At 39.2% G+C, this 16604-nt stretch carries 10 protein-coding genes; 2 read left to right on the top strand and 8 right to left on the bottom strand.

What is annotated here, in order from left to right; translation table 11 throughout:
- Window positions 1–104 precede the first annotated feature (104 nt).
- A complete protein-coding gene (locus EZ444_RS02680; protein ID WP_131606960.1) occupies window positions 105–965 on the top strand; it encodes an ROK family protein in 861 nt (286 codons plus the stop codon).
- A 91-nt stretch (window positions 966–1056) separates the two neighbouring features.
- Here EZ444_RS02680 and EZ444_RS02675 read toward each other — a convergent pair whose 3' ends face one another.
- The 8 genes from EZ444_RS02675 to EZ444_RS02640 all read right to left on the bottom strand — a co-directional run bounded on the left by EZ444_RS02675 (window position 1057) and on the right by EZ444_RS02640 (window position 13800).
- A complete protein-coding gene (locus tag EZ444_RS02675) occupies window positions 1057–2328 on the bottom strand; it encodes a glycoside hydrolase family 71/99-like protein (RefSeq protein WP_205945192.1) in 1272 nt (423 codons plus the stop codon).
- 39 nt (window positions 2329–2367) lie between these two features.
- The gene (locus EZ444_RS02670) at window positions 2368–3357 is read right to left on the bottom strand and encodes a family 43 glycosylhydrolase (protein ID WP_131606958.1); all 990 of its coding nucleotides are present in this window, start codon (window positions 3355–3357) and stop codon (window positions 2368–2370) included.
- Between the two features lie 68 nt (window positions 3358–3425).
- Window positions 3426–5051, bottom strand: coding sequence for a hypothetical protein (locus EZ444_RS02665; RefSeq protein WP_131606956.1), 1626 nt, complete (start codon window positions 5049–5051; stop codon window positions 3426–3428).
- Window positions 5052–5126: 75 nt separating this feature from the next.
- Window positions 5127–6458, bottom strand: coding sequence for a glycoside hydrolase family 71/99-like protein (locus EZ444_RS02660; protein ID WP_131606954.1), 1332 nt, complete (start codon window positions 6456–6458; stop codon window positions 5127–5129).
- A 34-nt stretch (window positions 6459–6492) separates the two neighbouring features.
- Window positions 6493–7206, bottom strand: coding sequence for a DUF3823 domain-containing protein (locus tag EZ444_RS02655; protein ID WP_131606952.1), 714 nt, complete (start codon window positions 7204–7206; stop codon window positions 6493–6495).
- Window positions 7207–7225: 19 nt separating this feature from the next.
- Window positions 7226–9070, bottom strand: a complete 1845-nt coding sequence (locus tag EZ444_RS02650) for a RagB/SusD family nutrient uptake outer membrane protein (RefSeq protein ID WP_131606950.1) — start codon at window positions 9068–9070, stop codon at window positions 7226–7228.
- Between the two features lie 10 nt (window positions 9071–9080).
- The gene (locus EZ444_RS02645) at window positions 9081–12230 is read right to left on the bottom strand and encodes a SusC/RagA family TonB-linked outer membrane protein (protein WP_131606948.1); all 3150 of its coding nucleotides are present in this window, start codon (window positions 12228–12230) and stop codon (window positions 9081–9083) included.
- Window positions 12231–12525: 295 nt separating this feature from the next.
- Complete coding sequence (locus EZ444_RS02640) at window positions 12526–13800, bottom strand: glycoside hydrolase family 71/99-like protein (RefSeq protein ID WP_131606946.1); 1275 nt, start codon at window positions 13798–13800, stop codon at window positions 12526–12528.
- 221 nt (window positions 13801–14021) lie between these two features.
- On the opposite strand from EZ444_RS02640, the gene EZ444_RS02635 reads away from it, so the two are divergent.
- A complete protein-coding gene (locus EZ444_RS02635) occupies window positions 14022–16571 on the top strand; it encodes a galactose oxidase (protein ID WP_131606944.1) in 2550 nt (849 codons plus the stop codon).
- The last annotated feature ends 33 nt before the right edge of the window (window positions 16572–16604 follow it).

The raw sequence follows: 16604 nt of genomic DNA, 5'->3' as shown, positions 1-16604 counted from the left end.
ATAGGTTTTTTTATTGAAATTCGGCCCCTGTTAATCATTTATTAAACATTTATTAAGGCTCGGATTATAAGTTTGGAGAATGATAACAACCAAATAGAAACTAGATGAAAAAAATAGCATTAGGAGTAGACATAGGCGGATCTCACATTACAGCGGCATTGATAGATCTGGAACAAAAGGTGGAAATCGAGGATACCTGGTCAAGGAGTAGAATTCAGTCGGATGGAAGTGCCGAAGAGATCATTAACGCCTGGGCAGAGACACTTAACCAAGCAAGCAATGGATATGATCTTAAATCGTTGAAGATTAATATCGCGATGCCGGGACCTATGAATTATAAAAACGGCATTTGTAAGATTAAAGATCAGGATAAATATAAAACATTGTACGGTTTGAATCTTAAGCAGTTGTTGGCCAGTCGACTGGGTATATCGCCTTCAGCTATTCATTTTATGAATGATGCGGCATGTTTTCTAAAAGGAGAGGTATTTAGTGGAAGTTTGAAAGGTTATGACCATGCTATTGGTTTGACATTGGGAACTGGCTTGGGGACATCTTATATGCTAGATGGAAAGGTAAAGGACTCCGGATTATGGAACATGCCATTTTTAAAAGGAATCGCAGAAGATTATATTTCTACAAGGTGGTTCGTTAAACGATTTGCTGAGCTCAATGGAACGGCTATAAAAGACGTAAAAGACCTGGTTGATAATCATGTTGGCACAGCTCATTTTGAAACTATTTTTGCAGAATTTAGCCTCAATCTAGCTAATTTTATCCATAAATTTATTCGAAAAGATATGCCTTTAGCTGTAGTGCTGGGTGGGAATATAGTCAATGCTGAGCCCTATTTTGTACAAGATACACGAAAACACCTTGCCGAAATAATGGGCTATAGTTTTCCTGTAAAAAGATCGGCGCTAGGAGAGAAGGCTGCGCTATTAGGAGCCGCATCTTGGCAATAAAAACAAAAAAAGACTGTCCATAAAGGTATGCTCAACGTCACATTACCTTTTTGGACAGCCTGCGGTTAATTGAAAAACTGTTCTGTAACCCTTACAGTGTTGGTTTTGTCGGACGGGTTGCTGTCAGTGAAATCTCGCCCCTGAACATTTTCGCCCCATCACCTGAAAGTCTTAAATAGTAATCAGAAGAGCAAGGAGTGCCATCTTCATCTAGCGTTACAAAATTGGAGCCTGCAGGAATGTAAGCTGAGGTTTCCGCAGTCTTAGCAATCTGGTTTCCTTCATTATATTCGTCAAACATAGAGATATAAAGGCCATTCACGCTTATACTTTTCATGTTGTAAAACTGCCTCCACATAAAGTCGCCGTGCAGACGTTGGTGCTCCTGTAAATCACCCGGCAATACACAAGGTTGATAATCGATCCCATTGGCCTTGCAATAAGCCATATCTGGCATATTAATAGTCCTGAACTTATTGTCAATTTCATTGATGGTGCCGATTCTTCCGATCATCCAGGGGGATATCATATCCAAGGTTTTATAGGTATTGAGAAAGGCAGGCCTGGAATCGCTGTTTTGTGTCCGCCAGTTTGTAGGCACCCCACCGATTACATAACATCCTTTACTTTTAAACCAGTTGATCACATCCAGACAAGCGGCGGCAGTAAAAGGGTGGTTGTTATCACTAAAACCAAATCCCCAGATACAGATAACAGGTTTGCCGTTTTGTTTTGCGTAGGCTGAAGAGGAAGTATAGGCAGACATTTTATTGGTCCAGTCTGTTTTTATTTCCGATTGCATGTTCATCCAGCCACTGATGTCGTACATGATGTAAAACTTTCTTCCGTGTAGCTCTGCTGCTGTTTTTACTTTTACAGTTATGGCATCGCGAATAGGTCCTTCAATTCCGTTTGGATTAAAACGCTGAAGAGCAGCAACATCAAGTCCATTCTGTTTCATCCATAAAAACTGTGTATTTACGGTCTGGTCATTATAGGATGAAAATAGTTTTGCAGGCTGACCATTGCCAAGGTTTGCGAAAGATGTGGCATAAGTACTGGTATATTCACGGACATCAGGCCATGACTTTATTCCTGAGTTGTTTGTTCCAGGTGATTTAGCCCAGTCCTGTGTCCAATGCCACCAGGCATTGATCGGAGAACCATCCCCGTTTGCCGCAAACCAGCCCTGGTAACCAACAGTTACCTTACCCACTACATCGCCAGGAGGCGAAGGCGTGATGTCTATTTCCTCTCCCGGTTTATCCGGCGTTTCCGGCGAATTACTTTTACTTTTAGAACAGCTGCTCATTACCGTAAATATGGCAATGAAGGCTAGTATGTTAAGTTTTTGCGTGTTCATTATTCAGGTGTTTAGATTATTCATGATACTTGCAAGTATTTATTTTGTAATTCCGGTTGTTGGAACTACTTTTTTTATCGTGCCATCGGCATTGTAATAAAGCTTATCTACACAGATTGACCTTAACCAATCGTGATTGGAAAGTGAGCTGTTATGATAAAATGAATACCACTGGCCTTTGTATTTTACAATAGAGCCATGATTGGTATAGCTGTCTGTTGGATCCATATAGATTCCCTCACTTTTCCATGGGCCTAAAGGACTTTTGCTGGTCGCATAACGCATCCTGTTGTCTCCGCTAACCCCATCCTTCATATTGTCATCATGGTTATCAGAGTAGGATAGGTAATAGATGCCATCTTTTTTATGTATCCATGAGGCTTCATGGAAATCCGTTAAGCCTTCCATCTTTATCATCTCTCCATCTATTTCCATCATGTTGTCTTTTAGTTTTCCTGCTTCGCAGGTACCGCCGCCGCCATAATAGAAATACGCCTGCCCATCGTCATCCACAAATACACAAGGATCAATCATTGGTTTAAGACCGTCAATGTATCCTTTAACCTCAAACCCACTGGCCGGATTTTTACTGGTAGCTACACCGATTTTCCAGGTGGCGTTCCATTCTGTTCCTGAGGGATGAGGAAAGTAGAAATAGTAAGTGCCGTTTTTATAAGCACAATCAGGTGCCCACATAAAACCACCTTCCTTTCTTCCCCATGGTACCTGACTTGAATTTAAAATTTCTCCATGATCTTTCCAGTTCTCCATATCATCAGTCGAAAAAACATGGTATCTGTCCATTAGATCACATCCCTGAGGCGGAGCAATGTCATGCGAAGCATAAATGTATAGCCTACCATCTGCCCAAACGTGTGCGGAAGGGTCGGCCGTATACATCTGCGTAATGAAGGGATTTCTAAGCTTTGCGTTTGAAATCTTTTTCTGAGCGTTGCAAACCGTTGTAAATAAGATGAATATTGTTGCTAATATAATGGCTGGTAAATATGTTTTTAACAATTTAAGCATATCATTTGTGGTATTAAAAAGGCAGAGAAACATCGTTCTCTGCCTTTAATGGTTTAAAAAAAATGGTACTAAGGTTTCATCACAAATTTAAGGTCATCTATTCCGGTAAGGACATCTTCATGGGTTTTATCTTTTGTGAAGAAGAAGATACGGAAGTGGTTTATGGCTTTATAATCTGCTCCGCCATCTCCTGACTTATTAGATTTATCCAAATCGAGTGTAATCTCATTCCATCCATTCTTTAACGATGGCAGTAATGGCGTAATGTCCCAGGCGGATTCTTTTTCATCAGATTTGCCTGAGCTTGTGATCTCAATTGAGCCATCTGCTTTAAGTGCCGATACATCAGAAATGTACCACCAGAATTTGAATTGCCCGTTAGCTTCAGTAACACCTGAATTTACTGGTACAGTTGTATCCTTGATGAACTGCATAAAGTCATCACCTTTTTTGATCGTATTTTTTAAGAATCCGGCACCTTCCTTAGGTTTAGGATTAGTGGCCTCAATCACAGGTTCTCCAACAGTCTGCCAACCATCTTTTAAGTCTGCGTTATCGAGAAAAACAGCATCAGGAAGAGGAATTCCGTTAAATTTAATACCATCTATACCAATATCAATCCCATCTTCTCCTGTTTGTAAAAACATGCGGAAATAATTAATCGCAGCAAGGTTTACAGGCCCATTAGTTATTGCAGCATCCCTGATATTTAATTTTACTTCATTCCATGCTCCAGGTTTTAAGTTTTTAATAGATACAGGGTCCCAATTGTATTCTTGTTGATCTGCATCTCCTGAACTGGAAATTTCTATTTGGCCATTAAGCGTGGCTGCTTTACTGATATACAACCAGAAAGATAACTGCCCCGTTAGCTTTGTTAATTTAGTATCCACTGGTGTGTTGAATTTCTTTTTAAAGTGTAGATATCCAGCATCAGGATGTGTTTTACCAAAGATTGAACCCGTTCCTTCTTTTTTCTTTGTGACATCTATAACTCCTGTCCCTCCGGAAACTTCCCATCCGGTTAGGTTATCGCAATTGTCAAGATATAAAGATGGGCCTTCAGGTGGAGCTTCGGATAATCTAACATAGTCAATAATAACCTTGTTTTCTTCAGTTGCTTTGGCAGTTGTGATGATGTACATCCGGAACCACTTGATCGTACTCAAATCGGCTCCACCGCCATCTGCAGTGGCATTACTAATTTTTAGTTTTACCTCATTCCATCCTGGTTTAAGCCCTAGTCCTGGTACATCCCAATGAAATTCCTGTTGGTCAGATTGTCCTGAACTGGTGATTTCAATTTGCCCTTCCTTAATGGAGAGTGGTTTCTCCACATATAACCAGAAGGATAGCTGTGCTTTGTCTGCTGTAAGCTTACTATTTACGGGAGTACTTAATCTTTTTATAAAGTGTAGATAATCGTCGCCTACCTTAAATTTTCCTCCAACAGCGCCTTCACCTTCTTTTTTAGTTACGGTTTCTATTACACCTGTTCCTCCTGAAACCTCCCATTCGTCAAGCTTATCAGCATTATCCAAAAGGACTAAAGTCGGATCTACCGGTTCTGGTATTACCGGCTCTGGTACTATACCACTAGTGTCTCTGGAACTATATTCTTCTTTTTTACAGCTGGCAAATGTAAGTGCCAGTGTAAAAATGAAGCATGCCATCATTATTTTTACTAGTTTCATTTCTTTTAGGTTTAAGTTTGTTGATTTGGTCTATTGTTAAACTCTATTAAATCTTTACTAAATTTTATGGGTTGTTTATGGGGTTCTTGCTGGTTTCTGATAATTATAACCTGGCTGTCCATGAACCCATTTGGCGGCCTGACCTGTTAACCATAAGTAATAATCAGAAGGCAAATCGTTTTCGATGCCCATAAATCTCAGGTCTCCATTTAATGGAGTTTCAGATTCTCTTGCACATTTAAAAATTGCAGTTCCTTCATCAATTTCATCGAACATAGCCACATACAGGGATTTTGCGCCGAATTGTACGGCACCCGCTACCTGTGTCCATAAAAAGTCGCCCTTTCTTCTTGGTATGGAGTTATAAAGCGTGGGATCCTTGTGCATATTGCCCCAGCTAAAACCAGGAAACACCAATGGAACATAGTCTACGTTATTGGTGTTACACCATTGCATATCCTGTCTAAGGTTGTTTGGATTGTAATTATCCATACCGTATCTGCCCACTGCCCAAGGCATAATGATATCCGCTTTCTTTATCAGTTGGTGCAATGCAGGAGTATTTTCTGTATCTGATCCAAAAGATCTCCAGTAATAAGGAACACCTAACATAATCGAGACCCTTTTTTCGCCCGATTTTAACTTATCAACCAAGGCATTTACGTTTGCAATGGTGTAATTTCTGTTGTCATTAAATCCAACTCCCCAAATGGTCATTAGTGGTTTTTTATTGTGCCACAAATAAGTGGGGTTCTCTACTTTATCATAAAGCTTAAAAATAGTGACCAGTTCATTCCAGTCCTGCTCTAAGTAGGCTACATCGGCACTGGAGCATCCACTCAAATCATACATTACACTAATGGCCCTGCCATATTTTTTTGCTGCCTTTAAAGCATTGGTAAGCACTTTATTAAAGTGCCTTTTTCCAGATGCATTAGAAGATTTTATTTCTCCAACAAAGCGTTGCATGTGTACACCATCTATACCGTAATCTTTCATCCATTTAAAGTGAAGATCTACACTTTCCTCGTCGTACGGACTATACAGATAAGCATCAGATCCGTTGGCAAATTTGAAAGGGGATTTATAGGTTTTGGAGTATTCAGCCATATCCGGCCAGAAATCAACGTTGGTGATTCCTGGAGCGAATGTGTTGTTGGGCCCCTGATAGTGGTACCAACCTCGGTTAGATCCATCTCCCTGGGCAGCAAACCATCCCTGGTAACCGGCCATTACCAATCCTGTATAAGAAGGGTACAATAATCCTGAGGTATCATAGCCTGTTTTTTTCTCGTCTGCTACCGGGTCAACAGGTGGTGGATCCACTGGCTTTTCACTCTTCTTGGAACAGGCGATAACTGAACCAATTATCATTAGAAAAAGGAACAGATATTTTATTTTTTTCATTGTTATTTCTTTAATGATCTACCTTATTGTTAAATCAGGGAACTTTTACTTCTACAATTTGCGATAAATTTGAGCTCTTAAAGCTGTCGTTTAAACGCACGCCAACTCTTACATAGAATGTTCTTCCCGGAGTGAGGTCCGGAATAGTGAATTCTATAGATTTAGTGGCGGGATCCATGTTTAACCAGTCTTTGTTAATCACTAGCTTTAGTGCATCAGAATAGTTAAAGATAGAAGCCCCCGGACCAACCATTTTGGTGGTGTTTACATAAGGTTGTGCTTCTATAATCGTTGGCAAGCCTGCTCCAATAGGAGCGTCTATATCAAAATTCAATTTCAGGGTTTTGTTCTCTATCACGTAAGTGAAATTTTTGATCACCAGGTAGGGGGTAAGCTCAAAGTCATGCTTACTAGCCGAGCCTATATTTACTGTTGCAGTATCCAGTACCGGCCAGAATGCACCTCCAACCGGAATCACCTTGTACTTTCCGGCAAATAGTTTGGAATCTTTAAACGTACCATCCATTTTACTGGGTATTTCCTGCGGTGCCGGTGTAGCGCTCCAGCTCACCTGGAACAACCTTACCTGAATATTCCCTGTAGCGGTCTGGAAATTTTGGCCAGTAACGGCATCAATTAACCGGCCTTCAAAAGAGGCGTTAGGCCCATCGTAATTATCTATTTTTGTACATGCAGCGCTTGCCAGTAAACCTACTCCTAACAAGATTCTGCTCATCAACTTCTTCATAATTGTATATTTTATCTTATTAATAATTAGGGTTATTAGGATATAGATTTGGATTTTTACCGAGTTCACCTCCAGGAATTGGCTCGTAGTAATATTTCTTTTCGAAATTGTAATTGCGATCAAAGGTCTCACGCTCCGCCATGAAAATATATTTATTCTCACTAATCACATAATATGGCATTAGACCTGTGAATTTTGCATTATTTAACAATACATCCGAAATTCTCCATCTCTTTAAATCCCAGTAATAATGATTTTCAAATGCGAGTTCTTTACACCTTTCATTACGAACTTCATTTACATTTACAGCGGCTAAGGACAACTGAGGGCCACCAGCTCTTTCTCTCAATAGGTTCAAGCAAGTAAGTGCATCATCCGGGTTATTCAATTCTGCAGCAGCTTCTGCCCTGTTTAACAGTACTTCAGCATAACGGAATTCTATCCAGGCTTGTTCACTTTGGAATAGACCTGTAGCCGGTTGTGCTTTGTTATAGTCTATGTATTTTCTTACAAAAAATCCGGTACGGGTAGCATTATCAGAAGCACCAGGGCGTTTCATGCCTGCTTCACCTATAATTCTTCTACCGTTATGTAAGGTGTTGGGGTCAGAGGTAGTAATACTAGCTCTTGATTCAAGAGTTTTCGCAACTTCCTGGGTAACTGTTCCGGTAAACATAGTTTCGTATAGTCCTCTTTGTGTATCGAAAGTTTTTCCTCTCAATGTAGCTCCCGGGAAATAAACTGTAGCTAGTAAACGTGGTTCCAGGTTACTGTTATTCATTAAATCTGCAAGGTTATTAAATTTGATAGGATGATCTGTTCCATCAAGTACAGGTAGTTTTCCCCATCGTTCTACAAATTCAAGGGTAGGGTAGGCTCTTGATTCTGGACCTACTGTCATGTATCCCGGAGAGAAAGTAGCATCCCAGCTATGCGCTGTTTTTGTGGTCATAGAATAATCCCTTACCAGGATGTTCTCTTCACTAGATGGATCAAGGAATACATCAACGTAGTTCTTTACCTTGTCTGCCGGAGTTTTATTATACAATTTGTATTTTGTTCCTTCAAATAATTTTGCAGCATCCCATGCTTTCTGGAAAAAAGAATTCGCTTTGTCTGCAGGGATACCCACCAAGCCAGCAGATCTTGCTTCTCCGTCTACAAAATTTGTAGATCCGTATTTTGCAATTGATCCTGCATATAACATCGCTCTTGATTTTAATGCCAGTGCAACATATTTATTTGCTCTTCCCCTCGGACTAGAAGCAACCATCATCTCGTAAGCCTTATCTAGATCTTCGCCTATGAATGTCCACACCTCTTCTTCTTTGTTACGGTGTACCTGTAATTCTTCTACACTTTGCTGCGGATAGTTTTGTACTGTAGAAACGATAGGTACACCACCATAACGTTTAACCAAAGAGAAATAAAAGAAAGCCCTGCAAAAATAAGCCTCGCCAAGTAATTCGTTAACCCGAGCTCCTGTAAAGTTAGCTGGGTACTTAGGCAGGTTTTCTATCACATAATTTACTGCTCTGATGTCATCATACGGCCAGTAGCCAAAACCACCGCCAATATCCATTCCTCCAAAAGGGCCTACCATTTCTCCAACGGTTGCGCCTGCATGAAAGAAATTCTGCCATTCGTGGTGTAGGTTCATGCCACCTCTGCCTTCTCCTCCTGGTCTGTATCTAAAATCTTCAATCGGCAGCTTACGGTAAATATTAGCCATGTATACATCTATACCAGCCTCTCCTCCAAACACCACGTCTTCGGTTACAACATTTGTTGGCTTTATATCTAACTTCTGGCAGGAAACCAATATCCCTGCTAATACAGCTATTATTAATTTATATCTTTTCATCTTTAATAATTTAAAAGGAAATACTGGCTCCAAGGTTAAATGTTCTGTTTAAAGGGTATTTATAACCACGTGCACCATGATCGAAACTCGCATCAGGGATTTGTCCAGGGTGTTCAGGATCGCTGTCTTTAAGTTTGGTAAAAGTTAACAGGTTATAAGCATTTGCATATACCCTCATTTTTTTAATACCCACTTTGGCTAGCGTAAGTGCCGGAATAGAATAACCTAACTCTAAAGTTTTTAACCTTAGGTAGCTGGCATCCTGTACCGCTTTGGTTCCTTCTGCAATTGGCGAACCCATTGCAGGATAGTTTCCTGGAACCCATTGGGTATTAGGGTCAAATACATTATCATTTGGGTTTACGGTATGCCAGCTGTCAAGAAACTTGGTTAAAGCACTTCTTCCATACATTAATGGTTCCGCATACTGCTCATCATATTGTACATAGAAACTGGTAGCACCGGCAAACAAAGCATTCAGATCGAAATTTTTGTAGCTTAAACCCAGGTTAATACCATAATTAACCAATGGGATATCTTTAGTAGCAATAGGCTGGTCGTCTTTCTCGTTAATCACACCATCTTCATTCCAGTCCTGGTAGTAATAATCTCCGGGAATAGTGTTGTTATTTCCTCCACCAGTATTTATAGGGTGACTAAAAATCTGGTCGTAATTAGTGAATTGTCCTGCATAGGTTTTTCCCCACCATATACTCGTGTAGCGATTGGTTCTTGATGATTTCCAGTTGCTGTATTCATTACCAGCGAGCCCCTGAATAACATCCCTGTCCATGGTACGTGTGGTAGAAAAGTTACCCCCAATGTTATAACCGAACTGACCTATTTTATTCCTGTAGTTTACAATGATCTCCACGCCTTCAGTTCTGTTGGAATTTAGGTTTTCCTGAGGTAACTCAATGCCAACAGTACCAGGTATTTGTACATCTCTAAGGGCTAATAGACCTTTCATATCTCTTCTGAATACATCAACTGATCCATCCAGTTTTCCATTAAACATGTTAAAGTCCAGTCCAATATTTTTAGTTTCAGCAGTGAACCAGGTAAGATCTGGATTAGTAAGCGCCCGTGCCGCTGCGCCATTATAGAATTTACCATCGAAGAAGTAACCCCACACACTGTTGTCATTAGGGTTAAGCGTTGGATAGTTGAAGCCCGAAATGTATTGAAAAGCAGTTGCACTATCATCACCGGTTCTACCGTAAGATGCCCTGATCTTTAAATTGCTCAGGATATCTGTAGGGACTAAATTTTTAAAGAAAGTTTCTTCGCTGATTCGCCATCCGATAGAGCCTGCTGGAAAGAATCCCCATTGATCTGCTCCCGGTTTGAACTTATTGGAACCATCCCTACGGAAACTGAATTCCGCCAGGTATTTGCCCTTATAGTCATAATTTAACCTTCCTATGTAACTCCTTGTTGCTTCTTCACGTAATCCGTTAACATTCATTGATCCCAGTTGTTGGTCGTCTTCCCCACCAAATAAATAATCTATAGGAATGGTTACATTTCGTTGGGCATAAAAATTATCAGATTTGAAATGGCTTTCTTCAAGTAATACCAAAGCCGATACGTTGTGTACCTGATTAAAAGTTTTAGTGTAATTTAACGAGAGCTGAGTAAGTATTGAAACACTGTTTGCATAAGAGCGGTTGATGTAAGCAGGAGAGCCTACCACGGTAGGTGCGTAGGTATCCTGCTCAGCATTATAGGTATATAGTTTATAAGCCCTTTTATGGTCTGTATTGTCATCAGCGTTGTATCCATAATTGTACATTCCTTTTGCCTTCAGTCCTTCAATACCTGGTATGTCGTATTCTAAGGTTAACTGTCCCTGAAAGTTCTTTTGCGTACGTTTTTTATAACCTACTTGGTCAGCATCAGTAATGGAAACAGGATTGGCATCGTCCGGCATTTTATTAGGGTACAATGGATTGTTATTTGCATAGATCTGGTTAGTAGGAACCTGGCTCCAAGCATATTTAAAAATGGTCCATAGATCCTGGAAAGGTTGATTTTTTTGATCTATATGTCCAGAGGTTAATATCTGTGCCCTGATGCGCCTGGTGATATTTACGTTTACATTAGAGCGGAAATTGTAGCGATTATAATCCAAATCACCACTTTTAAAAAGACCATCCTGTTTCATGTAGCCCAGGTTAAAGAAATAATTTGCTTTCTCTGTACCACCATCTACATTCATGTTATGCTGAATTTGAGGCGAAGTAGTGTTAAATGCCGCACCTATCCAGTCTGCCGAAGGGTATTTGCCTTCCAGCCAGGGTTGCATATCTCCATAAGAAAAGGTGGATTCCTGGTTATTAGGGAAATTACTGGCAAAGGATCTTTTATTCTTTTCGTTGGTTAACAACATATAATCAACGGCACCAACACCTTCCGGCATTCCTAAAAATTGTTGCCATCCTTGGTTAACAGAATAATTGATGTCATATTTGCCATCTTTCTTGCCTTTTTTAGTCGTAATTAAAATTACTCCGTTTGCCGCTCTTACACCATAAATTGCAGCAGCAGCATCTTTCAATACAGAGATGTTATCTATCTCATTTGGATCCATCCTTGAAAAATCACCACTACCTCTTGGTATGCCATCAATAACAATTAGCGGACTACCAAAGCCCCTGATGTCAAATGTGTTTTCATAACCACCTGGTTCACTGGTTTTTTGTAATATACGTACACCAGGAATTTTTCCGGTTAACATATTGACCACGTTCTCGTTTTTCGTTACTGTGATCTGTTCCGTGTTTAGGGTAGCGATGGAACCTGTTACTGTCGCTTTCTTTTGTGTACCGTAACCTACTACAATAAGCTCATTAAGTGTATTGTTGTTTTCCTGAAGTGTGATCGCAAAATTTCTTTTGGCGTTTACCTGTAGTTCCTGCGAAAGATAGCCTACATAAGAGATTTGGATGTAAGCATCAGCACTAGGTACGCTAAGGGAAAAACTTCCCTTACTGTCAGTAAAGGTGCCTACTGTAGTGCCTTTTACCTTGATACTTACCCCTGGGAGGCCAATGTTGTTGACATCAGTTATTTTTCCGCTGATATTGACAGGCTGCTGGGCAAGCAAAATGAGGGGAAAAAGAAAAAATAATGTAAATAAGTATTTAATTTTTTTCATACTGTTTAGTTTATATGGTTTGTTTTTAGTTGATTTTGTACCTGAATAGGTATGGAGTTTGTGCTGCCTTTTATGGTCATGGCGAATTAGACTGATGATTGTTCATAATTTAATATTTGGTTATTGCGGTCAATCATGATCGGGTAATCAGAGGGTCGACTTATAATTTGTTAGCAATTAAATGAGTTGATGACTAATAAAAAATTAATAAAATATTACCAAATGGCTGTTAAGCCCGTTTTTTTTGATTTTTTTTGATTTTATCTATTTGTATGGTTAAAATGGTTGGCTAATGTTAATGACGTTCTGGTATTTTGAAGGAAAGTGGTTTTTCATTACGCAGAATTTTTGCTGCTTCGCCTGTTAACCATAAATAATGATCTGAAGGTTTACCATCCATATCGATGAATGCTACAGAATTTCCTTGAGGAGGGGTATCGCTTCCTTTAAATATCGCCGTACCTTCGTTAACTTCATCAAACATGGCCACATAAAGCATCGTCGCCCCCGCGTTAAGGGTCGTTACAATTTGTTGCCAGAAGAAACGTCCACCTTGTCTTGGAATTGATCCTACAGGTTTTACATCATCAGGAAATTCTTGTTTACTTAAATTATGCCAGCTAAATCCGGGATAAATGCAGGGCACATAATCAATCTTATTTTCTTTACACCATTTAATATCGTCAACGGTATTGTCACGCAGTCTTTCCATATCATTATGCAATAGTCCGCTATAACGTTGTACAGTCCAGGGCAAAAGCAGGTCTCCTTTTTTTATAAGTTCATGTAGATATGGATCGTTAATGCAATCTGCATTCAGGTTTCTCCATGAGGTGGGAACTCCAAGCATAACGGCACAGCCACCATATACCGGGTCATTTTTAAGAAAATCGATCAATCGCTCTAACCCTATATTTCTAATATTGTAAGGTCTGTCAGGAAATCCCACTCCCCATATGGTAACTACAGGTTTACCATTGTGATGTAAATACGTTTTTTTACCGGCCTGATTGGTGATCTTCAGCTCATCTACCATGCGTTTCCAGTCTTCTATTATTGCCGAGCAGTCTTCTCCCGAAGCTTTTAAGCCAGATAAATCGTACATCAGCGCGATTGCTCTATCATATTTTGAAGCGGCTTCAAAAGCATTTTTGAGTATAGTTACTGAGGCCTGGTCTTTATCTTTAACATTACTGAAGAAACGTTGCATGAAAACGCCGTCAACACCATATTCCTGCATCCATTTAAAATGAAGATCAACAGTACTCTTGTCATGGGAACTAAAAAATTTCGCGGCTTGTCCGTTCTTTAATTTAAAAGGGGTTGGATAAGTTACCTTATATTCACTTACATCAGGCCACATATCTATATTACTTAGATTTTCATTCCCGTAAGCGAATCTTTTACTTCCAGTCCCGTCACCTTCAGCCCTGAACCAGCCTTGGTAGCCCGCCATTACCAGACCTTTGTAGGACGGGTACAATGTTTCTTTACTATGTTTGGATTGCGCCTGTAGGTTAAGCACTGAAAAGCCGTATAACATAAAAACGGCTATTTTTTTTAAGTTCATATATAAAATATTTGGTTATTTGTTTGTTGCCTGGCGGCATTTGTTTGTTATGAAATATAAACTTATTCTTTGGCCCTTAATAAATAATTAATTTTGGATTACCGTCAGGGAATATCCTGATTGATAGATTTTTTAATTGCAAAAGATGAATTGAAAATCTTACATTAGCTCATAGATAAGGGCTTGGGGAAGCCAAATTTATGTTTCTACCCCGAAATACGATGAGAATAAAAATTTACGCGATCCTTTCTTTATTTTTAATTATTGCTTCATTTCCGGCAAGCGCACAGTCTTATGGTCTTGGTTTTTTTGGACATGAGGTAGTGCAAGATAAAAGAACGAGTCTCGACCTCAGTTTAGAAAAACCAATATGCTTTGATCATAATTTTGAACTGTCTTTCGATCTTTCCTTTATGCCAGGTTATACCGATTACTTTGGATATATTTTTCGGCTGATTGATGAAAAAAATCGCAACATAGACCTGGTCTATGATATGCGCTTTCAGGAAAATAAGCACTTCAAATTAATTATTGGGGACAAAGTATCGGATGTTTCTTTTGATATTGATATCAATAAACTTTATAAGAACTGGTACAATTTAAAACTTCGTTTTGATGTTGAGCTTCAGGAGCTTGTTCTACTCGCTGATGGCAAAGCTTATCATCAGAAAATTAGTTTAAAAAACGAATGTTATAAGCTGCTGATCGGAGCAAATAATTATATGGATTTTAAGGTTAAAGATATACCCCCGATGAAAATAAGGGATATAAAAATAGCTGAAAATGGTAAGATCAGTTACCATTGGCCTTTAAATGAGATGACTGGACTAAAGGCGTCCGAAATTATAAAGGGGAACGACGGGAATGTAACCAACCCCATGTGGATCAGGAAAATGCATCATGATTGGCAGTTGGTTAAGGCTTTTGAGGTAAATGGAGCTGCCAGCGTAGCCTTAAATTCAGATAAAGAACTGTTATATGTGATTGCGGAGGATTCTTTGGGTACCTATGATATTGGTTCGCAAACATTGTCCTTTAAACGTTACAGCTCAGGAAAACAACAATTATTAAGCGGTAACCAATCTGTTTATGATGTGTCTACCAATAAATTGTTGAATTTTTATATGGACCAGAAACTGGTTTCTACATTTAATTTTTCAGACAATTCCTGGGATAGGAAATACGTTCACCCAGATGTGATTACCATTTTCTGGCACCCCAATAAGTTTTATTCTGCTGCAGACAGCTCTTTGTATATGATAGGAGGTTATGGACAATACTTTTATAGGCGAAGCGTGCACAAGTATCGTTTCACTGATAAGAAATGGAGTATATCTGAACCCAAGGGTGATTTTACTCCCCGTTATCTATCTGCTTTAGGGGGCGTAAAAGATGGCGTTTATATTCTTGGTGGTTATGGCAGCTCAACAGGACAGCAGATCTTAAATGCTAAGAATATATATGATCTTAATTTTTATGATTTTAAACACAATGTGTTTAAGAAGGTTCTTGAATTAAAACCTAAAAACGAGGAGTTTGCATTTGCAAATTCAATGGTTATAAACGAGAAAACAGGATCTTATTATGCGCTAACATTTCCGAACTATAAATACAACTCATCGCTGCAACTTATACGCGGCTCTTTGACTTCAGCTGACTACACGTTAATGGGGAGTTCTATTCCGTATGCTTTTCATGATATTCATTCCTATGCGGATTTGTATTTCTGCCCCGTCAGTAAAAGGTTCGTAGCAGTCTTGTTGTTGCATGATGAAAAGACGAACGTAACCTCAGTTAAAGTTTATACCTTATATGGACCACCTGAAGAGTATCGTGCAGACCTATCAAAAGAATCGTCTGTAGCTACAAATAAGTATTTTTTCCTTTTGCTCTTTACGCTTTTAGCAATTGCCGGTTTTGTAGTATACAGATGGCGCAAAAGTAAGGTCAAGAATAAGAAAATGGGCGAGATATCAGCATTGCAGGTAGTTAAAGTTGAAGATACTGTGACGGGAGGTTCAGAACCGGTGGTGTCGCCGGTAATAGGGCCTATTAAGAATGCAATATTTCTGTTTGGGAACCTGCAGCTATTTGACAAAGAAGGAGAGGACATTACAAAAAACCTTTCTCCTTTAATAAGGGAACTCTTCCTGGTGGTATTATTGTATACTATAAAAGGTCGGGGCATCAGCACTGAAAAGCTTACTGAAGTGCTTTGGCTTGATAAATCGGTAGAGAGTGCCAGAAATAACAGGTCGGTAAGCATTGCCAAACTTAAATTGATTCTGGAAAGAATGGACGGGTGTCAGATCTCTAAGAACACCGGTTACTGGATGATAGATTTTAATGAGCACAACGTTAAAGTTGATTACAAACAGTACCTTAATATTGTAAATGGCGAAGGGGAAATTGATAAACAAAGTTTAACTAAACTTACAAAAATTGTAAATCGGGGTGGTTTTCTATCTAATCTTGAGTTTGATTGGCTGGATAGTTATAAATCGGATATTTCCAATGAAATTATAGATATTTACCTTCATTATGCCGCAACGGTTAATCCAATGGATGATCCTGAGTTTTTAATCGGTATTGCGAATACCATTTCTTATTTCGATCCTGTTAATGAAGAGGCGATGATTATTAAATGTAAATCATTGGTTTACCTCGGCAAACATTCACTCGCTAAAACTAAATTCGAAACATTTAATAAAGATTATAAGGTGATTTATGGCGAAGAGTTTAAAAAGAGCTTTCAGGAAGTGCTTGGATAGATGTCACTTAATTTTTACATATATCTGTTAATC

The organism is Pedobacter hiemivivus (assembly GCF_004331685.1).
Classification (GTDB): domain Bacteria; phylum Bacteroidota; class Bacteroidia; order Sphingobacteriales; family Sphingobacteriaceae; genus Pedobacter; species Pedobacter hiemivivus.
Note: the sequence above shows the minus strand (reverse complement) of the source record. Positions and strands in the feature narration are given on the sequence as shown.